Annotated in this window: 22 protein-coding genes; 16 read left to right on the top strand and 6 right to left on the bottom strand. The window is 43.7% G+C overall.

The window, feature by feature from the left end:
- The first annotated feature begins 59 nt into the window (after positions 1-59).
- From secA to minJ, 9 genes are all read left to right on the top strand, one after another.
- On the top strand, positions 60-2,585 hold the full coding sequence (gene secA / locus HC660_RS17810) for a preprotein translocase subunit SecA (protein ID WP_010332051.1): 2,526 nt from the start codon (positions 60-62) through the stop codon (positions 2,583-2,585).
- 68 nt (positions 2,586-2,653) lie between these two features.
- Positions 2,654-3,755 (top strand): peptide chain release factor 2 gene (prfB, locus tag HC660_RS17805; protein WP_099043490.1). Its coding sequence is split into 2 segments (ribosomal slippage): positions 2,654-2,725 and positions 2,727-3,755, totalling 1,101 coding nucleotides; the frame shifts between segments, so codons are not numbered across the junction.
- A gap of 171 nt (positions 3,756-3,926) precedes the next feature.
- Positions 3,927-4,772 carry a YitT family protein gene (locus HC660_RS17800; RefSeq protein ID WP_010332049.1) on the top strand — a complete coding sequence of 282 codons (846 nt, stop codon included), beginning with the start codon at positions 3,927-3,929 and terminating at the stop codon, positions 4,770-4,772.
- A gap of 48 nt (positions 4,773-4,820) precedes the next feature.
- A complete protein-coding gene (cccB, locus tag HC660_RS17795) occupies positions 4,821-5,159 on the top strand; it encodes a cytochrome c551 (protein ID WP_010332048.1) in 339 nt (112 codons plus the stop codon).
- A 230-nt stretch (positions 5,160-5,389) separates the two neighbouring features.
- The gene (ftsE, locus tag HC660_RS17790) at positions 5,390-6,076 is read left to right on the top strand and encodes a cell division ATP-binding protein FtsE (protein WP_010332047.1); all 687 of its coding nucleotides are present in this window, start codon (positions 5,390-5,392) and stop codon (positions 6,074-6,076) included.
- Positions 6,069-6,959 (top strand): permease-like cell division protein FtsX, encoded by an 891-nt coding sequence (ftsX, locus tag HC660_RS17785; RefSeq protein WP_168748860.1) that lies wholly within the window; start codon positions 6,069-6,071, stop codon positions 6,957-6,959. The genes ftsE and ftsX overlap by 8 nt, the downstream gene beginning before the upstream one ends.
- A gap of 140 nt (positions 6,960-7,099) precedes the next feature.
- Positions 7,100-8,542: a carboxy-terminal processing protease CtpB gene (gene ctpB, locus HC660_RS17780; protein WP_010332045.1), complete on the top strand. Its 1,443-nt coding sequence runs from the start codon at positions 7,100-7,102 to the stop codon at positions 8,540-8,542.
- A 380-nt stretch (positions 8,543-8,922) separates the two neighbouring features.
- On the top strand, positions 8,923-9,276 hold the full coding sequence (gene swrA / locus HC660_RS17775) for a swarming motility protein SwrAA (RefSeq protein WP_015251121.1): 354 nt from the start codon (positions 8,923-8,925) through the stop codon (positions 9,274-9,276).
- 78 nt (positions 9,277-9,354) lie between these two features.
- Positions 9,355-10,551 carry a cell division topological determinant MinJ gene (gene minJ, locus HC660_RS17770; RefSeq protein ID WP_168748859.1) on the top strand — a complete coding sequence of 399 codons (1,197 nt, stop codon included), beginning with the start codon at positions 9,355-9,357 and terminating at the stop codon, positions 10,549-10,551.
- A 47-nt stretch (positions 10,552-10,598) separates the two neighbouring features.
- Here minJ and HC660_RS17765 read toward each other — a convergent pair whose 3' ends face one another.
- The 3 genes from HC660_RS17765 to HC660_RS17755 all read right to left on the bottom strand — a co-directional run bounded on the left by HC660_RS17765 (position 10,599) and on the right by HC660_RS17755 (position 15,104).
- The gene (locus HC660_RS17765; RefSeq protein ID WP_168748858.1) at positions 10,599-11,933 is read right to left on the bottom strand and encodes an MFS transporter; all 1,335 of its coding nucleotides are present in this window, start codon (positions 11,931-11,933) and stop codon (positions 10,599-10,601) included.
- A 29-nt stretch (positions 11,934-11,962) separates the two neighbouring features.
- Complete coding sequence (locus HC660_RS17760; protein ID WP_168748857.1) at positions 11,963-12,532, bottom strand: TetR/AcrR family transcriptional regulator; 570 nt, start codon at positions 12,530-12,532, stop codon at positions 11,963-11,965.
- Between the two features lie 76 nt (positions 12,533-12,608).
- Positions 12,609-15,104 (bottom strand): PEP/pyruvate-binding domain-containing protein, encoded by a 2,496-nt coding sequence (locus HC660_RS17755; protein WP_168748856.1) that lies wholly within the window; start codon positions 15,102-15,104, stop codon positions 12,609-12,611.
- A 580-nt stretch (positions 15,105-15,684) separates the two neighbouring features.
- Between HC660_RS17755 and HC660_RS17750 the strand changes: the two genes are divergently transcribed.
- The 3 genes from HC660_RS17750 to uvrA all read left to right on the top strand — a co-directional run bounded on the left by HC660_RS17750 (position 15,685) and on the right by uvrA (position 20,964).
- Positions 15,685-15,915 (top strand): DUF2198 family protein, encoded by a 231-nt coding sequence (locus HC660_RS17750; RefSeq protein WP_010332040.1) that lies wholly within the window; start codon positions 15,685-15,687, stop codon positions 15,913-15,915.
- 182 nt (positions 15,916-16,097) lie between these two features.
- Positions 16,098-18,083 (top strand): excinuclease ABC subunit UvrB, encoded by a 1,986-nt coding sequence (uvrB, locus tag HC660_RS17745; RefSeq protein WP_168748855.1) that lies wholly within the window; start codon positions 16,098-16,100, stop codon positions 18,081-18,083.
- A 7-nt stretch (positions 18,084-18,090) separates the two neighbouring features.
- Entirely contained in the window at positions 18,091-20,964 is a 2,874-nt protein-coding gene (gene uvrA / locus HC660_RS17740) for an excinuclease ABC subunit UvrA (RefSeq protein ID WP_168748854.1), read from the top strand.
- Positions 20,965-21,007: 43 nt separating this feature from the next.
- On the opposite strand, the gene HC660_RS17735 is transcribed toward uvrA, so the two are convergent.
- Positions 21,008-21,238, bottom strand: coding sequence for a hypothetical protein (locus HC660_RS17735; protein ID WP_010332037.1), 231 nt, complete (start codon positions 21,236-21,238; stop codon positions 21,008-21,010).
- A 216-nt stretch (positions 21,239-21,454) separates the two neighbouring features.
- Here HC660_RS17735 and HC660_RS17730 point away from each other — a divergent pair, with 216 nt between their 5' ends.
- The 4 genes from HC660_RS17730 to HC660_RS17715 are packed head-to-tail and all read left to right on the top strand — an operon-like array spanning position 21,455 to position 23,465.
- Positions 21,455-21,781, top strand: coding sequence for a hypothetical protein (locus HC660_RS17730; protein ID WP_010332036.1), 327 nt, complete (start codon positions 21,455-21,457; stop codon positions 21,779-21,781).
- 23 nt (positions 21,782-21,804) lie between these two features.
- Entirely contained in the window at positions 21,805-22,902 is a 1,098-nt protein-coding gene (locus HC660_RS17725; protein ID WP_168748853.1) for a DUF4097 family beta strand repeat-containing protein, read from the top strand.
- Between the two features lie 4 nt (positions 22,903-22,906).
- The gene (locus tag HC660_RS17720) at positions 22,907-23,104 is read left to right on the top strand and encodes a PspC domain-containing protein (RefSeq protein WP_010332034.1); all 198 of its coding nucleotides are present in this window, start codon (positions 22,907-22,909) and stop codon (positions 23,102-23,104) included.
- Position 23,105: 1 nt separating this feature from the next.
- A complete protein-coding gene (locus tag HC660_RS17715; protein ID WP_010332033.1) occupies positions 23,106-23,465 on the top strand; it encodes a phage holin family protein in 360 nt (119 codons plus the stop codon).
- Positions 23,466-23,491: 26 nt separating this feature from the next.
- Here the strand turns inward: HC660_RS17715 and HC660_RS17710 are convergent, their stop codons facing one another.
- Both HC660_RS17710 and HC660_RS17705 read right to left on the bottom strand, forming a co-directional pair.
- Positions 23,492-24,703 (bottom strand): MFS transporter, encoded by a 1,212-nt coding sequence (locus HC660_RS17710; protein ID WP_168748852.1) that lies wholly within the window; start codon positions 24,701-24,703, stop codon positions 23,492-23,494.
- Between the two features lie 19 nt (positions 24,704-24,722).
- Complete coding sequence (locus HC660_RS17705; RefSeq protein WP_168748851.1) at positions 24,723-25,232, bottom strand: MarR family transcriptional regulator; 510 nt, start codon at positions 25,230-25,232, stop codon at positions 24,723-24,725.
- Positions 25,233-25,638 lie beyond the last annotated feature (406 nt).

Here is a 25,638-nt window from a genome sequence, read left to right as displayed (position 1 = left end):
TAGTAAATTATTTATACATGCTTGTTAAACACGCATGTGATGATAGAGGAGCGTTATAAATGCTTGGAATTTTAAATAAAATGTTTGATCCAACAAAACGTACGCTGAATAGATACGAAAAAATAGCTAACGATATTGATGCGATTCGGGGAGACTATGAAAATCTCTCTGATGATGCGCTAAAAAATAAAACAATTGAATTTAAAGAGCGTCTTGAAAAAGGGGCGACAACTGATGATCTTCTTGTTGAAGCATTCGCAGTTGTTCGGGAAGCTTCTCGCCGCGTAACCGGCATGTTCCCGTTTAAAGTCCAGCTTATGGGGGGCGTTGCTCTTCATGACGGAAATATCGCAGAAATGAAAACAGGGGAAGGTAAAACATTAACGTCTACTCTGCCTGTTTATTTAAATGCCTTATCTGGAAAAGGCGTGCACGTCGTGACAGTCAATGAATACTTGGCGAGCCGTGACGCAGAGCAAATGGGGAAAATTTTCGAGTTTCTCGGTTTAACTGTCGGACTGAATTTGAACTCTATGTCAAAAGATGAAAAACGGGAAGCTTATGCGGCTGACATCACTTATTCTACAAACAACGAGCTCGGCTTCGACTATTTGCGTGACAACATGGTTCTTTATAAAGAGCAAATGGTGCAGCGTCCGCTTCATTTTGCGGTAATTGATGAAGTCGATTCTATTTTGATTGATGAAGCGAGAACACCGCTTATCATTTCAGGACAAGCTGCAAAATCGACAAAACTGTACGTGCAGGCAAATGCTTTTGTACGCACGTTAAAAGCAGAGAAAGACTATACGTATGATGTGAAAACAAAGGGTGTACAGCTCACTGAAGAAGGAATGACAAAGGCTGAAAAAGCGTTCGGCATCGACAACCTGTTTGATGTGAAAAATGTGGCGCTCAACCACCATATCAACCAGTCCTTAAAAGCGCACGTTGCCATGCAGAAGGACGTTGATTACGTAGTAGAAGACGGTCAGGTTGTCATCGTTGACTCCTTTACGGGACGTTTAATGAAAGGCCGCCGTTACAGCGAAGGGCTTCACCAGGCGATCGAAGCGAAGGAAGGGCTTGAAATTCAAAATGAGAGCATGACCTTGGCGACGATTACGTTCCAAAACTACTTCCGGATGTATGAAAAGCTTGCCGGTATGACGGGTACTGCTAAAACAGAGGAAGAGGAATTCCGTAACATCTACAACATGCAGGTTGTGACGATTCCGACAAACCAGCCGGTTGTTCGTGATGACCGTCCTGATTTAATTTACCGTTCAATGGAAGGGAAGTTTAAAGCAGTCGCAGAAGATGTTGCGCAGCGTTATATGACAGGACAGCCTGTTCTTGTCGGTACAGTTGCGGTCGAAACGTCTGAATTGATTTCAAAGCTGCTCAAAAACAAAGGTATCCCGCATCAGGTATTAAACGCCAAAAACCATGAACGAGAAGCGCAAATCATTGAAGAGGCCGGCCAAAAAGGCGCTGTGACGATTGCAACAAACATGGCGGGCCGCGGAACAGACATTAAGCTTGGCGAAGGAGTAAAAGAGCTTGGCGGACTTGCTGTTGTCGGAACGGAACGCCATGAATCACGCCGGATTGATAATCAGCTGCGAGGACGTTCAGGACGTCAGGGAGATCCGGGGATCACGCAATTTTATCTTTCTATGGAAGATGAGTTGATGCGCAGATTTGGTGCTGAGCGGACAATGGCAATGCTTGACCGCTTTGGTATGGATGACTCCACTCCGATTCAAAGCAAAATGGTATCCCGCGCGGTTGAATCATCCCAAAAACGCGTGGAAGGAAATAACTTCGATTCACGTAAACAGCTTCTCCAATATGATGATGTTCTCCGCCAGCAGCGTGAGGTTATCTATAAGCAGCGTTTCGAAGTCATCGACTCTGAAAACCTGCGTGAAATCGTAGAAAATATGATCAAGTCTTCTCTCGAGCGGGCAATTGCGGCCTATACGCCTAGAGAAGAGCTTCCTGAGGAATGGAAGCTTGACGGTCTTGTTGAGCTTGTTAACACGGCTTACCTTGACGAAGGCGCGCTTGAAAAGAGCGACATCTTCGGCAAAGAGCCGGATGAAATGCTTGAGCTCATTATGGATCGCATCAAGACCAAATATAATGACAAAGAAGAGAAATTCGGCGAAGAACAAATGCGAGAATTCGAGAAAGTAATCGTGCTTCGCGCCGTCGATTCAAAATGGATGGATCATATTGACGCAATGGATCAGCTACGCCAAGGGATTCACCTTCGTGCTTACGCGCAAACAAATCCGCTGCGTGAGTATCAAATGGAAGGCTTTGCGATGTTTGAGCATATGATTGAATCCATCGAAGACGAGGTTGCCAAATTTGTGATGAAGGCTGAGATTGAAAATAATCTGGAGCGTGAAGAGGTTGTACAAGGCCAAACCACGGCTCATCAGCCGCAAGAAGGCGATGAAAACAAAAAAGCAAAGAAAGCGCCGGTTCGTAAAGTGGTTGATATCGGCCGAAATGCGCCATGCCACTGCGGAAGCGGAAAAAAATATAAAAATTGCTGTGGCCGGACTGAATAGTTCGTTCGGGCAAGCTTGCTGACCGCGGCGCCTCGAGCGCCCGCGGATCTTTTAATGAGGTGAATGGAATGGAATTATCAGAAATTAGAGTTGAGCTCGAAAATATGGCTTCTCGTTTAGCGGACTTTAGGGGGTCTCTTTGACCTCGAATCAAAGGAGACCCGCATTGCTGAACTAGATGAGCAAATGGCTGATCCGGAATTCTGGAATGATCAGCAGAAAGCCCAAACGGTCATCAATGAAGCAAATGGTTTAAAGGATTATGTCAATTCCTATAAAAAATTGAATGAATCCCATGAAGAACTGCAAATGACTCATGACCTTCTGAAAGAAGAGCCGGATCAAGATCTCCAGCTTGAGCTTGAGAAAGAGTTAAAAGCATTAACGAAGGAGTTCAATGAGTTTGAGCTTCAGCTTCTTCTCAGTGAGCCGTATGATAAAAACAACGCAATTTTGGAGCTGCATCCGGGTGCAGGCGGTACTGAGTCACAGGATTGGGGCTCTATGCTTCTCAGAATGTACACCAGATGGGCTGAGCGCCGCGGCTTTAAAGTGGAAACGCTCGATTACCTTCCTGGTGATGAAGCCGGTATTAAGTCAGTCACATTACTGATTAAAGGGCACAACGCTTATGGATATATCAAGGCGGAAAAAGGCGTGCATCGTCTCGTGCGGATTTCTCCGTTTGACTCATCAGGCCGCCGTCACACTTCATTCGTATCTTGTGAAGTTATGCCTGAATTCAACGATGAGATCGATATTGATATCCGTACGGAGGATATTAAAGTTGATACGTATCGAGCAAGCGGAGCAGGCGGACAGCACGTCAACACGACAGACTCAGCAGTTCGGATTACTCACTTGCCGACAAACGTGGTTGTGACATGCCAAACAGAACGTTCACAAATTAAAAACCGTGAAAGAGCAATGAAAATGCTGAAGGCAAAGCTGTATCAGCGCAGGATTGAAGAACAGCAGGCAGAGCTGGATGAAATTCGCGGTGAGCAAAAAGAAATCGGCTGGGGCAGCCAAATCCGCTCTTACGTTTTCCATCCGTATTCCATGGTAAAAGACCATCGGACCAATACAGAAATGGGTAATGTTCAAGCCGTAATGGACGGAGATATTGACGTATTTATTGACGCATACCTGCGTTCTAAACTTTCATAAGCGGGAAACACACCTGGTGTCTGCAGGTGTGTTTTTTTATTGCCTGCATATCCTTGCTTTCGCTGCTGCTTTAGCATATTACCACTGTATTTGGGTGTTATTTACATCTGATCGGGGAAGGATTAAAATGCTATCGGAGAGCATAGGAAGAAACGGAGGAAGGTTGTAATGATGGATGTACGGAATAAAAGTCTTCGGATTATACGGGATTATGTATACATACTGATAGGGGCAGCAATTACAGCAGTGTCCTTTAATGTATTTCTGCTTCCAAACAAAATAGCCGCAGGCGGTGTCAGCGGGATCAGTACCATTTTACAGTCATATGGTTTTGAAGCGGCCTATGTGCAGTGGATCATTAATATTCCCTTATTTATTGCCGGTATCATTTTGCTTGGCGGTAAATTTGGACTCAAGACACTTGCGGGTTCTGTCTTTTTGCCGCTTGTCGTGTTTTTGACGAGAGATATTCAGCCGGCTACACATCATGAGCTTCTGGCGGCGATTTTTGGCGGCGTCGGCATCGGGATTGGAATCGGCATTGTGTACTTAGGCAAAGGATCGACGGGAGGAACGGCATTAGCCGCTCAAATCATTCATAAATACACGGGTCTCTCATTAGGGACGTGTCTCGCGATCATTGACGGTTTGATTGTTGTTACGGCGATGATCGTATTTAATATAGAGCAGGGACTGTATGCCATGCTTGGGGTGTATGTATCAAGTAAAACCATTGATGTCGTCCAAGTCGGCTTCAACCGCTCTAAAATGGCGCTTATCATTACAAAACAGGAACAGGCCGTAAAGGAAGCTGTTTTTAAAAAAATTGACAGAGGCGTTACAAAAATTTCTGCAGTCGGCGGATATACAGACGACGAACGACCAATTTTAATGTGCGTGGTTGGCCAAACTGAATTCACGAAATTGAAACAAATCGTCAAACAGATTGATGAGACTGCTTTTGTGATTGTAGCAGATGCAAGCGAGGTGCTGGGCGAGGGTTTCAAACGCGCTTAAACGAGGTTATAATATGGAAGAGATCGTAAAGGAGTTGTGCTTCTCAACATGAAATCAAAACTATCGATACTAATGCTTGTATTTGCAATTTCAGCCCTGCTGGCTGCCTGCGGTTCTAACGATGCAAAAGAAGAGAAGACAGACAACAGCAGCAAAACAGAAGCCACTGCTTCTGAAGGGGAAGAATTATATCAGCAGAGCTGTGTAGGCTGCCACGGCAAGGATTTAGAAGGTGTGTCAGGACCTAATCTCCAGGAGGTTGGGGGCAAATACGACGAAGAAAAAATTGAAAGCATTATTAAAAACGGACGGGGCAATATGCCGAAGGGGCTTGTAGATGATAAGGAAGCCGCTTCTATTGCAAAATGGCTCTCAGAGAAAAAGTAATATCAGAAAATCTTTGCCGCGACTTGGGCAAGGATTTTTTTATGCTGAATTAAGATGAATGAAAAGAAACTGTAATAGTATTATGTCTAAATTTGACGTATAATGAAGTGTGTTGAAATTAAACTTTCAGATTTTTCATCTTTTTACAAATGAATGGGTCATAAACTGTCGAATGCTTTCGAAGAGTATGACCGTGCGACATAAAATGATATAAAAGATTAGGTGATTTCATGATAGAAATGAAAGAAGTATACAAAGCCTATCCGAACGGTGTAAAGGCGCTAAACGGGATTTCAGTTACTATTCATCCCGGAGAGTTTGTTTATGTTGTCGGACCGAGCGGAGCGGGTAAATCTACTTTTATTAAAATGATATACAGAGAAGAAAAGCCGACAAAAGGGCAAATTTTACTCAATCATAAAGATCTCGCTTCGGTTAAAGAAAAAGAGATTCCTTTCGTGCGGCGTAAAATAGGTGTAGTCTTCCAGGACTTCAAGCTTCTCCCGAAACTCACTGTGTTTGAGAATGTGGCTTTTGCCCTTGAAGTGATTGGAGAACAGCCGTCTGTCATTAAAAAACGGGTGCTTGAAGTGCTTGATTTGGTGCAGCTGAAGCATAAAGCGAGACAATTCCCTGACCAGCTTTCAGGCGGGGAGCAGCAGCGTGTCTCTATAGCCAGATCAATTGTGAACAGCCCTGATGTTGTCATTGCTGATGAACCTACGGGAAACCTTGATCCTGATACGTCTTGGGAAGTCATGAAGACGCTGGAGGAGATTAATAACCGCGGAACAACAGTCGTAATGGCGACACATAATAAAGAAATCGTAAACACCATTAAGAAACGTGTCATTGCAATCGAAGATGGTATCATTGTGCGTGATGAGTCAAGAGGGGAGTATGGTTCTTATGATTAAAATTCTCGGGCGCCATTTGCGTGAGAGTTTTAAATCTCTCGGGAGAAACACATGGATGACGTTCGCATCCATTAGTGCAGTAACCGTTACGCTGATTTTAGTCGGCGTGTTTTTAGTAATTATGCTGAATTTAAATAACATGGCTACGAATGCTGAAAAAGAAGTCGAAATCAAGGTATTGGTTGATCTGACTGCAGATAAGAAGGCACAGGACAAGCTGCAGGATGAGATAAAAGGCCTGAACGGCATTCAAAGTGTCACTTTTTCATCTAAAGAAAAAGAGCTTGACCAGTTAGTTGACAGTTTTGGGGACAGCGGAAAATCCCTGACAATGCAGGATCAGGAAAACCCGCTGAATGATGCGTTTGTCGTGAAAACGACCGATCCGCATGATACGCCAAGTGTCGCGAAAAAGATTGAAAAAATGGATCATGTTTATAAAGTTACTTACGGAAAAGAAGAGGTCAGCCGTTTGTTTAAAGTAGTCGGCGTTTCCCGCAACATCGGAATCGCGTTAATTATCGGCCTATTGTTTACGGCGATGTTCTTAATTTCCAACACCATCAAAATTACGATTTTTGCAAGAAGAAAAGAAATTGAAATCATGAAGCTTGTTGGTGCGACGAACTGGTTTATCCGCTGGCCGTTTTTCCTTGAAGGATTGCTGCTGGGTGTATTCGGTTCAGTCATTCCGATCGCGCTTGTATTGAGCACTTATCAATATGTTATCGGATGGGTCGTTCCGAAGGTTCAAGGCTCATTTGTCTCTCTTCTTCCATATAATCCGTTTGTATTCCAAGTCTCGCTTGTATTGATTGCAATCGGCGCAGTGATTGGAGTATGGGGAAGCCTGACTTCCATCCGCAAGTTTTTGCGAGTATAAACACAAAAAAGCCATCCCGGTTGCGGGACGGCTTTTTCTTTTGCCTTCTTTTTCTTCTATGATTACATGAAATCTCCATCCTTTACATATACTATCTCTAGGTTTTGCAAAGACAGTCTGGCATACAGGAGGAGTAAAGGATGAATCAAAAAATAATCGCTGTGATAGCGGCTGGGAGCATGCTGTTCGGAGGCGCCGGCGTTTATGCGGGAATGAACCTGCTTGAAGCCGAAAAGCCCGAAGCCGCAGCTGTTGCAGCAACGGCTCAAGCTGACTCTGATCGGGCTGCAGCTATGGATAAAATTGAGAAAGCATATGATTTGATTTCGAATGAATATGTCGAAAAGGTTGATAGAGAAAAGCTGCTTGAAGGAGCCATTCAAGGGATGCTATCTACATTAAACGATCCTTATTCCGTCTATATGGACAAGCAGACAGCAAAGCAATTTTCTGATTCTCTTGATTCCTCTTTCGAAGGCATCGGGGCTGAGGTTGGAGTGGAAGAAGGCAAAATCATTATTGTGTCGCCATTTAAACAATCTCCTGCGGAAAAAGCCGGGCTGAAGCCGAATGATGAAATCATCAGTATTGATGGAGAATCGATGGCGGGCAAGGATTTAAATGACGCTGTCTTAAAAATAAGAGGAAAGAAAGGTTCCAGCGTGTCAATAAAGATTCAGCGGCCAGGGACGAAGAAGCAATTGTCATTCCGCATTAAGAGAGCTGAAATTCCCCTTGAAACAGTGTTTGCTTCAGAGAAAAAAGTGCAGGGGCATTCTGTCGGGTATATCGCCATTTCTACTTTTTCTGAGCATACTGCGGAGGATTTTGCAAAAGCGTTGGGCAAGCTCGAGAAAAAAGGAATTGAAGGCCTCGTGCTGGATGTTCGAGGAAACCCGGGCGGATATCTTCAAAGTGTTGAAGAGATTCTTAAGCATTTCATTACAAAGGATCAGCCTTACATTCAGATTGCTGAACGCAATGGAGATAGAAAACGTTATTTTTCAACATTGACCCATAAAAAAACATACCCCGTCAATGTCATCACAGATAAGGGGAGTGCCTCTGCATCTGAAATTCTTGCAGGCGCATTAAAAGAAGCAGGGCATTATGATGTTGTAGGTGACACGTCTTTCGGAAAGGGAACTGTTCAACAAGCTGTACCGATGGGAGACGGCAGCAATATTAAGTTGACGCTTTACAAGTGGCTGACGCCGAATGGGAACTGGATTCATAAAAAGGGCGTTAAGCCGACCATTGCGATTAAGCAGCCTGATTATTTCTCCGCAGGTCCATTGCAGCTCAAGGAGCCTCTTAAAGCAGATATGAACAATGAAGATGTGAAACATGCACAGGTTTTACTGAAAGGACTCGGTTTTGATCCAAGTCGGGAAGACGGCTATTTCAGCAAAGAAATGAAAAAAGCGGTCTTGGCCTTTCAGGATCAAAACAAGCTCGCTAAAACAGGTGTGATTGACAACCGCACGGCGAAGAAAATAAATCATTTAATTGAAATGAAAAAATCAGATGAAGAAAATGATTTGCAGCTTCAAACAGCGCTTAAATCATTATTTGTCAATTAAAGGAGATGGTGTTCCATCTCCTGTTTCTTTATGCTTAGTGAATAAATAATCTAAAAGTCACATAAAAATTGAGTTTTTGACAAGATATTAAAAAATTTTTCACAAATAAACATTTATAAAGGACCGGGATTACCCGATATCAATATATGAGAGAGACTTTCTAACGAGAAAATATGCATTTAAAATGAAACTTTTGCAAGTTGCCTAGTCTTTGTTTACTTCATACAATATAAGAAGGTTCTAAAAAGAACAGTAATCAGGTTTATGGCAGCTGAACTACAGGTATTTAAAGAACGTTAGCGAGAATGCTTGTTAGCACTCCAGTACTGCTGCTTATACTGGCCCGTGCTTATCTGTACAAAGAAAATGGGGGTTCACAATTGAAGAGGGCAAGTATTGTGCGTGAAAAAAAATATTATGAATTAGTGGAACAATTAAAAGACAGAACACAAGACGTAACATTTTCAGCTACAAAAGCACTAAGTCTTCTTATGCTGTTTAGCAGGTATCTAGTGAATTACACAAATGTTGAATCGGTCAATGACATTAATGAAGAATGTGCCAAGCATTATTTTAATTACTTAATGAAAAATCATAAACGATTAGGAATTAATCTGACAGATATAAAGAGGTCGATGCACCTGATCAGCGGGTTATTGGACGTGGATGTAAACCATTATTTAAAGGATTTTTCACTATCGAATGTCACGCTGTGGATGACGCAAGAGAGATAAACCCTCCTGAGGATATCCAAGCCATGTAATATTTGATAGAATATGAGTAACATGTTTGGCTTGAGGCGGTGAAAGATAGTGTCTGTTCAATGGGGATTTGAACTGTTAAAAAGTGCGGGCCTGTTCTTTTTACACCCGCTATTCTGGTTTTTTGTCATTGTAAGTCTGGCTTTCGGATATGTGAGGATCAAACGTGAACGAAAAACCTTTCATACCAGAATAGCAGATATTTATGATGAACTGAAATTTACATATACAAAAGGGTTAATCCCTGGTATCCTTTTGTCTATTGTTTTAGGGGTACTCGGAATTTCAATTCCTCTCGGTATACTTGCAATTATTGCTGTTATGACTGCAGCGGCAGCGCTCACTCTTCGCGCAAACTGGATGTCTGCTGCATATATCGTCAGTGTGAGTATGCTGATAGGTTTTGGACTGCAAGTGAATCAGACTGAACCTTTTTTGGATCGGTTTCCGCAAGGCTTTGCAGTCGTGTGGCCAGCTCTGGCGGTGTTTTTGGGCTTACTGGTTATCGCTGAAGGAGCGGTTGCATATCGTTCCGCCCATGTGAAAACATCACCGGGATTGGTCGTCAGCAGCCGCGGTTTGCCGATCGGTCAGCAGCTTGCAAACCGTATATGGCTTTTGCCGCTGTTTATTCTTGTACCTGGCAATGGATTAGAATCACACCTTAGCTGGTGGCCTGTGTTTTCCGTTCCCGGAGGGTCATTCCATTTTCTATGGATACCTTACTTTGTCGGATTCGGCCAAAGGGTGCAGGGCTCCCTTCCTGAAACCAGTATAAGAATTACAGCGAAGCGAGTCTGTATTCTCGGGCTTATCGTCTCCGCTCTCGGTGCTGCGAGTTTGCTGTGGACGCCGCTTGCGGGTGCAGCTGTCTGTGCGGCTGTATTAGGACGTATTTTTCTGTCCGTGAAGCAAAGGATAAACGACAATGCAGCCCCGTTTTATTTCTCCAAGCGTGATCAAGGCTTAATGGTGCTTGGTATTATACCCAATACACCAGCTGAAGACTTGGAATTAAAAATCGGAGAGATTATTACGAAAGTCAACGGTGTGCCTGTGAAGCACGTATCTGATTTTTATGAAGCGCTCCAGCGCAACCGTGCGTATGTGAAGCTTGAAATTATCGGACTGAACGGGGAGATTCGCTTTGATCAGCGTGCGTCTTACGAGGGAGAACATCATGAATTGGGCATTCTGTTCGTAAAGGATGACCGTGAAGGTGAGGCAGCCGCTTTGCCTGGATCATAAAAAACAGCCCGGCATCACATTTTTGTGTGGCGCCGGGCTGTTTTGTTTTACGCTGAATTTTGCTCCATGCGTGCCGTTTCGTCAGATTTGATGCCTAACGAGACAAAAACACCAATGACGGATACCGCGAAAAGAATAATAAATAATGTGTGATAACCAGAAATCAGGCCAATTAAGGCTGACGAAATAATGCTTCCGAAGTAACGGAAGGTCGAGAAAATGCCGGAAGCCACTCCGGACATCGCGGGCTCCACTGTGGCAAGGGATGATACCTGCATGCTGGTCAGTCCGACTCCGGATGCAAGCCCTCCGAGAATAAGTGAGATCATCAGGAAGGAAACGGAATGGGAGCTGCTCAAGAGCAAAAATAACAAATTGGCTCCGGCCATCATCGCAAATGAGAGAAATATGATTTTTTTCGCACCCCATTTCTGGTGGAGCTGAGCGCCTGCCCAATTGCTCGCCGACATAAATATCGAAAAGACGGAAAGCGCCATGCCGCTGTTAGATGTATTAAGCCCAAACTGGTTTGCCATGAATAAGGGCATAATCAATAAGACGGCATACATCATTAGGTTGCTTAACAAGACGGATAGATTGGCATTTGTAAAGGTTGAGCTTTTAAACAGCGCAAAATCAATGATTGGGTGCTGTGTGCGTTTTTCCCGTCTGAAAAAAAGCGGGACAAAAAGCAGTATCAATATGCTGTATAATGCATAGCCCCATGAAGACTCATTTTTCGTCAGCAGGATAATTGAAACGATGCTGCCTGCTAGCAAGAGAGAACCGATGATATCCAGCGGCGCCTCTGATTTGTTTTCTTTATATTGAGGAAACATGGTCAATGCTGTAAATAAAGCAATGGCTAGAAACGGGATGTTGACCCAAAAAATCGAATGCCAGCTGAAGCTGTCAATCAAAAGAGAGCCGATAAACGGCCCGAGAGCGGCGCCGAGCCCTGCGCCGAGTCCGAAATAGCCAAACACTTTCGGAAGGCGTTTCTCTGATACAACGTGCCGGATAATGGCAATGCTGTTTGGCGTGAGCAGTGCCCCGCCAACAGCCTGCAAAGCCCGAAATACAATTAATAAAAACAGGCTCGGCGATAGAGCGCAGCCTAATGAGGCAATCAGAAATAGGCCGACGCCCCATAAATACATGGTTTTGTTGCCATACATGTCACCGAGTTTTCCAGCTATCGGCTGTGTGACGGCCATGACGATTAAATAAACGGTAACCACCCAAGTGATGCTTGCGATGGATTCGTTATACGTATGTGATATAGATGAAAGCGCAACTGCGATCATCGTTGAGTTAATGGGAACCAGGATGGCCCCCAATAAAAGTGAGACGATCAGCGCCCATTCTTTTTTTGAGCTCATTGGGATCCTCCTTTTGTTTTGCCAAGGAGCTAACGGGCAGTAATTCCTTTGACGAATATGGCTGTACTATGCTCCAGCATTTTTTCCTGAGGCGTTCTAATTACTCTGTCGCCTAAATGAAGACGGTGTACAAAGTAACCGAAAATCATCGAAATAAATACATCGGCATGTTCAGCTTCATCTCCTATCTGGATAGCCCCTTTCTCACCCATGCTTGTGAGATAATCAACCAAAAGCTGTTTCATAGATTGGGGATATTCAGTCACATGGTTGATGACATCCTGAAACATGGCGGGTTCACGAAAGCTGATTTTAATTAAATCTTTTCTCTGTTCAAGCTCCTCCAGCAGACAGGTTCCGATATGGAGCAGGTCTTTGTATAAATCACCTTCTGTTTGCTCAAAGATGCGATTTCTATTTGCTGAATGCTGAGAAAGCAGAGCCTCGACAAGCCCCTGTTTGTTTTTAAAATTCCTGAAAATCGTCGCTTCACTTACGTTTGCTTTTTCTGCAATTTCTTTTGTCGTCGTTGCATGATATCCTTTTTTGACGAGCAGCTGCATGGCAGCATCAAGGATTCTGCGATTTGTCGGTCTCAATACGTTTCACCTCACGAATATACTGGCAGGACAAGTATACACCTGCCCCGCTTGTATAATAAAGAGGGAGGGCGCATCAGGATCGGCTAACAACTGTGATTTTGCCGCTGTTTCCGTCTACAGTGACGATGTCTCCATCTCGAAGCCTTTCTGTCGCTGCACGTGTGCCGAGAACAGCGGGAATGCCATATTCCCGTGCGATAATCGCTGCGTGAGACAAGATTCCTCCTGTGTCTGTAATAATGGCTTTGGCATCTTGAAACAGGCTGGTCCATAGCGGTGTCGTCATTTTGCAAACCAGGATGTCTCCAGGCGTGAATTGAGAAAACTCACTGGCATCCCGAATCACTTTCACCGGCCCTGTTGCAATACCGCTTGATGCTGCAACTCCGAAAATATCATTCTCTGTGTTTTTTTCATCTTCTATGACTGCACCGACAATTTCTTCAGCCGCTTTCAGCTGCGCTTCTGTCGGTGTACCGAGATAAGCAGGCGCCTGTGCCAGCTCATACTCGTGAAACATTTGTCTCCGTTTTTCAGCCTTCTCTTTAAGGGATACGGGATGAAGAAGCGCATTTTCCACCTCGTCATCATATAAGAACCAAAGGTCTTCTCGATCTTGAATCACACCGCTTTCTGCCAGCAATTCTCCTACCTTCAGCAAAAAGACTCTCGCCTTGGCATCCAGCATAGCGTCAATGTAAAAATGATGATCATCCTTAATATTGGACGAATTCAGCGTCCATTGATAATAACGTTCAAATTCTTTCTGCAAAGCGGGGTCCTCAATGCTTTGGAAGAATTCATTGTACAACTTCTCACGTTTTTTAATGGTTTTCTTAAATTCATTGTCAAAATGATAGCCATTGCGGACGTAGTTTTGAATATGAGTCAATGCGTAAAATGGATTCTCTGCCCATGTTTGTTCGATCAGGTCGTGGCTTTTTACAGATCTCCACCCGTATTCCTGTAAAAATTCATTGACTTTTTGCAGGAATTGTCTTCCCTCATCAGTTTGTTCCAATCTCTCCAGCAAATGTTCTGGCTGGGCATGCTCAAAAAGGGCTGTCAAATTCGGATTTTCTCGAACTTCAACGGAGAATTGCCATAGACGGCGGTCTGTTTCGAGAGATTTGTTCATGACTCCTGTCAGCATCTCATAGAAATGTGAGTTTTCAGTTTCACCCTGAATGTTTTGATACATAGCTTGCAGTTTGTTCGTCAGGAGAATTTGCGGGAAAACGATATTGAAGTGTTCCTCATAAGCCGTGAGATAAAAGGCCTTCAGTTTTTTAAAGGCATCCAGCGCACTTTCCGGAGTGTGTTCCGTTTGTGCGAGTTGGTCCAATGTCCGGTAAAACGGAAGGTACGTGTTATGAATGATATCGTACATGCGCTCGGACAATATCGGAAAAAGCTCTTCGGCACTGTCCTCAGGAGGCAATTGTTGTCCGCCTTGATTTTTTGAATAAATATGTCCGCGATACACTTTTACTTCATCGACGATGACACCGATTGGGAACTGCCGCATACTTTTCTTTAAGCCATATTCAAGTGCGGGCACAATAAAAGATGAAAATAACGGACTGACCGGGCCTTCGATGTTGGACTCCATATTGAGCCAAAAATCATCCATATCCTTGTCGGTGATCATGAAGTTCCGTTCTTCCTCAGCCGCTTTTTTATCCTGTTCAATGGTGGTAATTGGCCGCGCCTGCAGAAGGTATAGTTTATGATTGGCGATTCCGAATTCTAAATCGACAGGAAATCCGTAAAGGGCTTCGGTTTTTTTGGTGAGTTCAGTCAGCTCAATCACCTGTTCATCTGTGAGGCAAAAACGGCTGCGCATGTCTTCGCTCGTTTCTTTTTCGGCAATGCCTTCTGCAGCGGACTCCATGTAGATCTCTTTTAAACCCATTTCTTTCTGAATCTCAAATGAACCTTTATGAACGATATACGTGTCAGGGGTGACGCTTCCTGATACAACAGCTTCCCCCAGGCCGTAGCTGGCGCTGATTAATAACTCTCTATCATCATGGGTAACGGGATTTTGGCTGAAAATCACACCCGATATGTCTGAATTGATCAGGCCCTGCACCACAACACCCATTAACGGCTCTGCGATTTGATTGTTCATTTTTTTCTTATAGCGGCTGACTCTGCCTGAGAAAAAGGAGGCCCAGCATTCTTTCACCTTATTCAGAAATTCTTCTTCTGTTTTTATATTTAAATAGGTTTCGTATTGGCCGGCGAATGAAGCGCCCTCTAAATCTTCTGAGGCTGATGAAGAGCGGACGGCCACGGAATGATATGATTCTCTCAGCTCGTAAAAGGAGCTCGTCAGCTCGTTCTTTATTTCATCTGAAAATGTTCCGGCAATAATGGCATTTTCGATATTTTCGCTTGAATCATGAAGCTGATTATCCTCCATAAAACGGGCGAGAGCGTTCGTTTGAATAATAAACCCATCCGGAACAGGAAGTCCGTGTTTGGTCAGTTTAATGAGATTCATGCCTTTTGCTCCAGCCAGCTGACTGGATTCTTCCGCTTGGCGAAATAACACAGAGTACATGTTTAAAACCCCTCTTTCCTTTTCATTTTTTTCTCTCTATTTTTCTTTTTGGGAGCCAATGTTCAAAATGATAGTGAACACTATCAATCAATTGTAGGTTTAAAGGAAAATGCTGTCAAACGCAAAAAGCCCTAAATAAAATGAATATTTAAGTTGGTTAGATGATCATAAAACCTAATATCGAAACGGGTCTGTATGCCTATTTTTTTATATTTAAAAATCGTTTCATTGAGCTTTCAGATCACTGTTGGTCAAGCTTCCTTCATTAAACGAGACTTAATACCTGCCCTTCTGTTGATTTGACAATCAGTACGGCTTCAGCTCTCATTCAGCAGCACTAAAATCAATTTCTCTTTATATTTGATACCGTCCCTTTTGCCTGAAGATGATTTGTTCATTTTTGAACCGAATACGTAAAATCATCATTGCTTGTTTAAGAGAAGAGTTTTGCGGCAGAAACCATGATTGAATTGAGCTGAAAAAGGGTATGGTGTAGAAAGAGGGAACCATTGCACGATTGTCCGATTCTTCATTTTTTACTATAATCAAATCAGATGAAGAATCCCTGAGGAGGGTTTTTGTGATTACAAAAGCCGTTTTTGCATTATTTTTCCCTTTTATGCTTGTCGTTCTTTTTACGAGAGTGACCTTTAACCATTATGTGGCGATCGCTCTTACAGCTGCATTGCTGTTTGCCTCTTATTTGAAAGGCTATACAGAAACGTATCTTATTGTGGGATTAGATGTTGTCTCTCTTGTGGCCGGCGGACTTTATATGGCCAAAAAAGCTGCTGAGAAAAAAGAAGAATAAACCGGACATGATGAATAAGAAGATGAATTCCTGCTTTTACGTTTTAAAAGCAGGTTTTTTATACATGAAATTAGCTGGAAATAAATAACCATCGAACTTTAGTTCGTATTTTTGGTGATTTTGCTTTCCATTGTGTTACTATATCTATAGGAAGATTTCGTTAAAGAAACGGAGGCTTATTTGTGAAAGATCGCTTTGAGTTAGTCTCAAAATACCAGCCCCAGGGAGATCAGCCGAAAGCCATTGAAAAGCTTGTCAAAGGCATTCAGGAGGGCAAGAAGCATCAGACTCTGCTGGGTGCAACAGGAACGGGCAAAACATTTACGGTGTCCAATTTGATTAAAGAGGTCAATAAGCCGACACTCGTCATTGCCCATAACAAAACCCTTGCGGGACAGCTTTACAGCGAGTTTAAGGAATTTTTTCCGAACAACGCTGTCGAGTATTTTGTCAGCTACTATGATTATTATCAGCCGGAGGCGTATGTGCCTCAAACGGATACATTTATAGAGAAAGATGCAAGCATTAATGATGAAATTGATAAACTTAGACACTCCGCTACATCGTCTCTGTTTGAACGCAGAGATGTGATTATCATTGCGAGTGTGTCTTGTATTTACGGTCTCGGTTCGCCTGAAGAATACCGTGAAATGGTTGTGTCATTGCGTCCTGAAATGGAAATTGAGCGCAACGAGCTGCTTAGAAAGCTTGTTGACATTCAATATGCCCGCAACGACATTGATTTTCAGCGCGGTACATTTCGTGTGCGCGGAGATGTAGTGGAAATTTTCCCGGCATCCCGTGATGAACACTGTGTAAGAGTCGAGTTTTTCGGAGATGAAATTGAACGAATTAGGGAAGTGGATGCCCTGACCGGAGAAATTTTAGGCGACCGTGAACATATCGCGATTTTCCCGGCATCCCACTTCGTTACGCGGGCCGAAAAAATGGAAAAAGCGATTCAAAATATCGAGAAGGAGCTTGAGGAGCAGCTGAAGGTCATGCATGAAAACGGCAAGCTTCTGGAAGCGCAGCGCTTAGAGCAGCGGACGAGATATGATCTTGAAATGATGCGGGAGATGGGATTCTGTTCCGGCATTGAGAACTATTCAAGACATTTGACGCTTCGCCCGCCGGGTTCAACGCCGTATACGCTTCTCGATTATTTTCCTGACGATTTTATGATTGTGGTGGATGAGTCGCACGTGACGATTCCTCAGGTGCGCGGCATGTTTAACGGAGACCAGGCGAGAAAGCAGGTGCTGGTGGATCACGGATTCCGTCTTCCGTCAGCGCTCGATAACCGCCCGCTCCGGTTTGAAGAATTTGAAAAGCATATGCACAATATCGTCTATGTGTCAGCCACACCAGGCCCGTATGAAATTGAACATACAGACGAAATGATAGAGCAGATCATCCGTCCGACAGGGCTTCTTGACCCGCTTATTGACGTGCGGCCTATTGAAGGCCAGATTGATGATTTAATCGGTGAAATTCACGCGAGAGTTGAACGGAATGAACGGGTGCTTGTGACGACTTTGACGAAGAAGATGTCAGAGGACCTAACCGATTATTTAAAAGAAATCGGCATCAAGGTTAATTATCTGCATTCAGAAATTAAGACGCTTGAACGGATCGAAATTATCCGTGATTTGCGTCTCGGCAAGCATGATGTGCTCATTGGAATCAACCTCCTGAGAGAGGGGCTTGATATTCCGGAAGTATCCTTGGTTGCGATTTTGGATGCGGATAAGGAAGGCTTCCTGCGTTCGGACCGTTCGCTTATTCAGACGATCGGACGTGCGGCGAGAAACGCGGAAGGCCGTGTCATCATGTACGCCGATAAAATGACGAAGTCTATGGAAATTGCGATTAATGAAACGAAACGCCGGCGCGAGCAGCAGGAGCAGTTTAACGAAGAACACGGCATTACGCCGCAAACGATTAATAAAGAAATTCGTGACGTGATTCGTGCGACAGTGGCTGCTGAGGACAAAGCGGAGTATAAAACAAAAGCTGCGCCGAAGCTGTCGAAAATGACGAAGAAAGAGCGTCAGAAAGTCGTCGAACAAATGGAGCATGAAATGAAGGAAGCCGCCAAGGCGCTTGATTTTGAAAGAGCCGCGGAGCTTCGCGATTTACTTTTAGAGTTAAAAGCGGAAGGATGATGAAAGAATGGCTATGGACCGGATTGAGGTGAAGGGAGCAAGGGCGCACAACCTGAAAAATATTGATGTGACCATCCCGAGAGATCAGCTTGTCGTCGTCACGGGACTGTCTGGGTCAGGGAAATCCTCCCTTGCCTTTGACACCATATATGCAGAAGGGCAGAGACGATATGTTGAGTCGTTATCCGCCTATGCCCGCCAGTTTCTAGGGCAAATGGATAAGCCTGATGTGGATGCGATTGAAGGGCTTTCTCCTGCCATCAGCATTGATCAAAAAACAACGAGTCGAAACCCGAGATCTACTGTCGGTACGGTAACAGAAATTTATGATTATCTGCGTCTTTTATATGCGAGAGTAGGAAAGCCCCATTGCCCGGAGCACGGGATCGAAATCACGTCACAGACCATTGAGCAGATGGTGGACAGGATTTTGGAATATCCGGAGCGGACGAAGCTTCAGGTGCTGGCGCCGATTGTGTCCGGCAGAAAAGGCGCTCATGTAAAAGTGCTTGAGCAGATCAGAAAACAAGGCTATGTCAGAGTCAGAATTGACGGCGAGATGGCCGAGCTTTCTGATGAGATCGAGTTAGAAAAGAATAAGAAGCATTCTATCGAGGTTGTCATTGACCGGATTGTAGTAAAAGATGGCGTAGCAGCCCGTCTGTCGGATTCATTGGAGACAGCGCTTCGATTAGGTGAAGGGCGTGTCATGATTGATGTGATCGGTGAGGAGGAGCTGATGTTCAGTGAGCATCATGCCTGTCCGCATTGCGGATTTTCAATCGGTGAACTTGAGCCGCGGCTTTTTTCATTCAACAGCCCGTTCGGAGCGTGTCCAACGTGTGACGGTCTTGGCATGAAGCTTGAAGTTGATGCAGATCTTGTCATCCCCAATCAAGATTTGTCATTGAAGGAGAATGCAATTGCCCCTTGGACGCCGATCAGCTCACAATATTATCCTCAACTTCTTGAAGCGGTCTGCACCCATTACGGCATTGATATGGATGTGCCCGTAAAGGACCTTCCGAAGCATCAGCTGGATAAAGTGCTTTATGGAAGCGGAGATGACCTGATTTATTTCCGTTACGAAAATGATTTCGGCCAATTACGCGAAGGTGAAATCCAATTTGAAGGCGTATTGCGCAACATTGAAAGACGCTACAAGGAGACAGGCTCGGATTTCATCCGTGAGCAGATGGAGCAATATATGTCCCAAAAGGCTTGTCCGACTTGTAAAGGTTATCGGTTAAAGAAAGAGGCGCTTGCCGTACTGGTCGACGGACATCACATTGGAAAAATTACCGAGCTGTCTGTCGGAAATGCCCTTGATTTCTTCAAAGGCCTTACGCTATCTGAGAAGGATATGAAGATTGCCAATCTGATTTTCCGGGAAATTGTGGAGCGGTTAAGCTTTCTGGATAAAGTCGGCCTTGATTATCTGACACTGAGCCGGGCAGCGGGAACATTGTCCGGGGGAGAGGCGCAGCGCATCAGGCTGGCAACTCAAATCGGTTCGCGGTTATCCGGTGTGCTTTATATTTTAGATGAACCGTCAATTGGTCTGCACCAGCGTGATAACGACCGTTTAATCAGCGCGCTGAAAAATATGAGGGACCTGGGGAACACGCTGATCGTCGTAGAACATGATGAGGATACGATGATGGCAGCCGATTATTTAATTGATATCGGCCCGGGTGCCGGCATCCACGGTGGACAAGTTATTTCTGCGGGTACTCCGGAAGAGGTCATGGCAGATCAAAATTCGTTAACAGGCAGCTATTTATCAGGGAAAAAGTTTATCCCGCTGCCTCCCGAGAGAAGAAAACCGGACGGCCGCTATATTGAGATTAAAGGCGCTTCAGAAAACAATCTGAAAAAGGCAAATGCCAAGTTTCCGCTAGGAACGTTTACAGCGGTTACGGGTGTATCAGGATCAGGGAAAAGCACCCTCGTCAATGAAATTCTTCACAAGGCACTGGCGCAAAAGCTTCATAAAGCAAAAGCGAAGCCCGGCAGCCATAAAGAAATCAAAGGCCTCGAACATTTAGACAAAGTCATTGATATCGATCAGGCGCCGATTGGGAGAACGCCACGGTCAAATCCTGCGACATACACCGGTGTTTTTGATGATATTCGCGATGTATTCGCACAGACAAATGAAGCGAAAGTCCGCGGCTATAAGAAAGGCCGTTTCAGTTTTAATGTAAAGGGCGGACGATGCGAAGCCTGCCGCGGAGACGGGATTATAAAAATTGAAATGCACTTCCTTCCTGACGTATACGTGCCATGTGAAGTGTGCCACGGCAAACGCTACAACCGGGAAACACTTGAAGTGACATACAAAGGAAAAAGCATTTCTGATGTGCTTGATATGACGGTCGAAGATGCTCTTTCTTTCTTTGAAAATATCCCGAAAATTAAGCGCAAGCTCCAAACCCTTTACGATGTTGGTCTTGGTTATATTACGCTCGGCCAGCCGGCGACTACCTTGTCAGGCGGTGAAGCGCAGCGGGTGAAACTTGCATCTGAACTGCATAAACGCTCTACCGGCCGCACGCTGTACATTTTAGATGAACCGACAACAGGTTTGCATGTCGACGATATCGCCAGACTTCTTGTCGTGCTTCAGCGTTTGGTTGATAATGGGGATACAGTGCTTGTCATTGAGCATAATCTTGATATCATCAAGACGTCTGATTATATTGTTGATCTGGGGCCTGAAGGCGGAGCCGGAGGCGGCACCATTGTCGCGTCAGGAACGCCGGAGAAAATCACTGAAGTGGAAGAATCGTATACAGGGCGTTATTTGAAGCCTGTTATGGAGCGCGACAAAAAACGTATGAAATCACTCTTGGAAGCGAAGGAAACAGCAACATCTTAAAACCCTCTTTTCAGAGGGTTTTCGCTGTTCTTTGCAGTATTTATTAAAACGTCTTCTTATGCAGCCTCCGGCTCACATTCATTAAATCTTGAACAATATGAGTGCTGCTGCTGTCCAGAAGAACTTTAATATATTGAATATCATGAGAGATGGGAAAAGGTCCGTGAATCTGTTCAAGCTCGGCTAACATTTCACGATTCATCCTTTTTTGTTCATGAATCAGTTTTAAAACGGATTCTTGTGTTACTGTATAGTCACTGGGATCTTTCTCCATTGCTTGTCCAGCCTCCTTAATTGCCGTAAGCTTTTTACATATTGTAATGGGTACGGCTGAAAGATTCTACTTCTAAAACTTTTCAAAATCCAATTCCGTAAATGGAAGCATGTCTAAAGGATGATTTTGAAACCTTTGGAGGTTCTATACGTATATCTATCTAAGTAAAACGTCCTGATTCATAGTCACGAATGTTAACGATAGGAGTTGGATAAATTGAACCGTAATCAAGCCATAATTGCATCACTTTGTTATTTCAGTGTATTTATTGCGCCGGTCATTGTGCCGATTGTCGCTTACTTTGTTGTTGATGAGAAAGAGACGAAACGTCACGCGGTGCGTTCTCTTATTTCCCACATTGTTCCTTTTGTCGGCTGGCTGATCTTATTTATCGCTTTTCTTGGCGGGGCCATTGCCATTGATGGGGAAAGCGTTTTGCCTGTCTTTGTGATGATTGGCGGAGTCCTCGTCTATTTCTTAGTTGTACTCGGTATTATCATTTGGAACGTCATTCAGGGCATTAAGGTGTTGCGTGCAGCATAAGTAGATCATAGGGAGGAGATCGAATGAAGCAGGAAAAGGAAAGAATCCTCAAGCTTGTGGAGGAAGGGAAGCTGACGGCACAGGAAGCATTAACGCTGATTGAAAAGCTCGACAGCGACTATAAGGAAAAAGAAGAAAAAATCACGGCTCTGTCAGTTAACGTTCATGAAGAGGATGAGCCATTTACAGCGGCCAAAAAAGAGGGCAGCAAGCCGTCTTTAGGGGCGAAGCTGTTCGATTGGATTGATTCTGCTGTGAAAAAGGTCAAAGAAGTTGATCTTGATTTGAACTTCGGTCACTCGTTTGACGTACAGCATATTTTTCAATTTAAGGATAATGATTTTTCCAGTGTAGAGCTTCAGATCGCAAACGGCAGCGTAAATATTGTTCCGTGGGAAGACGAGGATATCAGAGCGGAATGCCAGGCAAAGGTATATCGCGTTGACACCCAGGAAGCAGCGAGAGACGCTTTTCTTCAGCATATTGAATGTGAAATTAAAGGAAATAAGTTTTTTATCCGTACGGAAAAGAAAACAATGAAAACCAATGTCACATTGTATATTCCTCAGAAGGAGTATGATAAGATTCGGGTGAAGCTGTTTAACGGACCGATCAGAGGGGAACATTTACATGTAAAAGAGTTCTCGGCGAAAACGACAAATGGCGTGCTGTCGTTCTCGAATTTGACGGCTGAAAAAGCTTCAGCAGAAACGGCAAACGGCCAAATTAAGCTAGCCAATCACAATTGTGGCACAATAGAAGCGGAAACCATTAACGGGCTGATTGACCTGCGCGGAAAAAGCGAATCCATTGATGTTCAAAGCTTTAATGGAAATATTGCGATTACTGTCACAGAATCAGACTGCCGCTCGATTTACACAAAAACGACGACTGGAAATGTGGAGCTGGCGATTCCGGATGATCTTGCGGTGAAGGCTGAGCTGAAAAGCAATCTTGGCTCGCTGTCCCACGAATTAATAGATGTTGACATGCTGAAAGAAAAAAATGATACCATTCAAAAAGAAATGATGTTCACTTCTAATCAAGCACATGATCAAAACATCGCCGTTTTCTCCGAATCATTAACTGGCGCCATCAAATTAAAGTATACACAGAGGTGATCGAATGAATAGATTATATCGTTCAGAAAATAACAGGAAAATGGCAGGCGTCATCGGCGGCCTGGCGGAGTATTTCAACTGGGATGCGTCACTCCTCAGAGTGATAACCGTCATTTTGGCCGTTATGACAAGCGTCATTCCTGTTCTGCTCATATATATCATTTGGATTTTTATTGTTCCATCAGAAAGGGATATGAAGTAACATGGTCAAATGGGCAGTCAGCATTTTAGTAAATGCATTATTATTAATCGTCATTGACGGTTACATTGATTCCATCCATATCAGCAGCATCGGGGCAGCGATTATTGCCAGCCTCATTTTATCAATTTTAAACGTGCTGATTAAACCGCTCTTGATTATCTTTACACTGCCTGTCACAGTTGTGACGCTGGGTCTCTTTTTGTTTGTGATTAACGCCATCACCTTGATGATGACAGCGTCTATTATGGGTGACAGTTTTCAAATTGACGGCTTCGGATCAGCCATCCTGGCATCTGTTGTCCTGTCGGTGTTCCATTTGCTGATTCAAAAAGGCATTTTAGAACCGCTTCGTAAGAAATAAAAGCTGCCATCCAAATGGCAGCTTTTTTACATAGGATGTTTTTCTTGTTTGATGTCATGTTTCGGCCGATGCATGTACGGCAGAAGGCAAAAACTTAAAATGGCAAATGCGATACCCAAAAGGCCAAATGACATGGCAGACGGCATCCATGTTAACAGATAAGCTGATATCATCGGACCGGCCGCCATGCCTGTATATCTGATAAAGTTAAAGATTCCGATTGCGCTTCCCCTGTTTTCTTCAAACTCATTGGTGATCATCGTGGAATACAGGGGAGGAATAACCCCCATTGAGACACCGAATAGCGCCAATGTGAGAGCCATGAGAATGATCGAGACGGAATGGGTAAAAGCAAAAAAAATGATGCTGCCCGCTGCCATTGCATTGCTGTAGACAAAGAGTGTGCTGAGAGGAACTTTTGCCTGTATGTTTTTAAACAGAAAAGTACCAGCGATTGTGCTTAACGCCAGAGGCAAATATAACAGTCCCGCTATCCGCACATCCATATGATAATGTTCCGTCAGCAATATGGGGAGATAGACAATAACCGCGAAATAAATGAAAAAGAGAAAAAAGCTTAAGGTCAGAATGACATTTCCAGCTCTGTTTGTGAAAATGGATTGATAATGCGCAAGCAAACTGCCTGATTTTGCATCTCGCTTTGATTCACTATGATCCTTAGGGAAGAAAATGCTGTTTGTTGCTAATAAAAGAACAGAGATCACCGTCAGCATCCAAAAGATCCCTTTGTGTCCAAAAGCACCGCCGACCAATCCCCCGAGGACCGGAGCAATAGCCGGTGCGGCCGAAAGAAGCATTTGATACGTACCCATGGCATTTCCGCGATCACTGCCTGTAAATAGCTGGCCGATTGTGGTGGCTGCAATGAGAGGGAGTGCTGCGGAACCGGCTGCCTGTACGATTCTAAAAATAAGAAACAAAGTAAAATCAGTGGTGACGGCACATCCGATACTGGCTGCCGCTGTTGCCAGTATTCCGGCAAGCAAGACATAACGCGCGCCTTTAAAATCGATGATGGCGCCCAAAATAATTTGCATAATGGCTGTCACAATCATAAAAACTGAAACTGACAGGTTCACGAGGGTTACAGAGACATGGAATGATTCTTTAATAATCGGAATGATTGGTGAATAAATATTTTGGCTTAAAGAAGCAAAAAATGCGCTGAAACAAACAATATACAAGATCAGCATTGCTTTTGATTTCGTTTGAGCCATAAAGAACACACCGCCTTTTTTACTTTACAGGTTTCTCAGAAGTATCATCTGTTTGCTCAGCTTCAAGTCTAGAGGTAAGCTGTTCTAAAAATTTCAATACAGCATTCTGTTCATCTTGTGAGAATGAATCAAGGAATTGGTAAAATGCCAGCTCCTTTTTTTTGTGCAGTTTTTCATGCAAATCAAAAATCTGTCTGCCTTTACGGGTTAATTTAAAATAGACTTCTTTTTTGTTATCAGTCAGCTGATAGCTATTGATAAATCCTTCTTTAATCAGTTTTGTGCTGATTTTCGTTACGTTCGCTTTTGATAAGTTCATTTTTTTAACAATTCCCGTATTATTAATCGGTTCATGTTGGCCAATACAGTCAATGACATGGATGCTAGTCATGTTTTTGGGAACATCAATCACATCTTCTTCTGCGGCCTCCTTAAAGAACTGCTGAAGTGAAGTATTCGCTTTTTGTTCATTAAGATGCAGGAGCCGAACGTATATGTCGTATATCAGCTGTTTTGTCAGAACGGACATAGGCTACCTTCTTTCTATGAATTAATGGTTAACCAAGAAACAATAAAAATCGTTTACCGGTGAACAATTTAATTTTATCTGTTCTTGTTTTTGTTGTCAATTGCTGGCGCTTAAGGAAGCTGAAAAGTGACCAGTGATAATAGTGTGTGAAAGCTGTGACATTTACATTTATTTTCAATTTTTTAGGGCCGTTGATATTGACACATGGTAGAATAAGGGATAAAATGACTAATGTTTACTAGTAAACATTAATTATGGCAATCATCAATTAAATGAAATCAAAAGAAGTTTGATGCTGAAAAGGTCCTTGAAAAGCTTTAAGTGCTGCCTGCCATTCATCTTGTTTAGTTGCGTCAATAATTCATCTTATAGTAAAGGGTTATGACTTAAAGCCAGATAAGTCGAG

This window comes from Bacillus mojavensis (assembly GCF_012648005.1).
Taxonomy (GTDB): Bacteria; Bacillota; Bacilli; order Bacillales; family Bacillaceae; genus Bacillus; species Bacillus mojavensis.
This window is presented reverse-complemented; position numbering and strand designations above follow the sequence as displayed.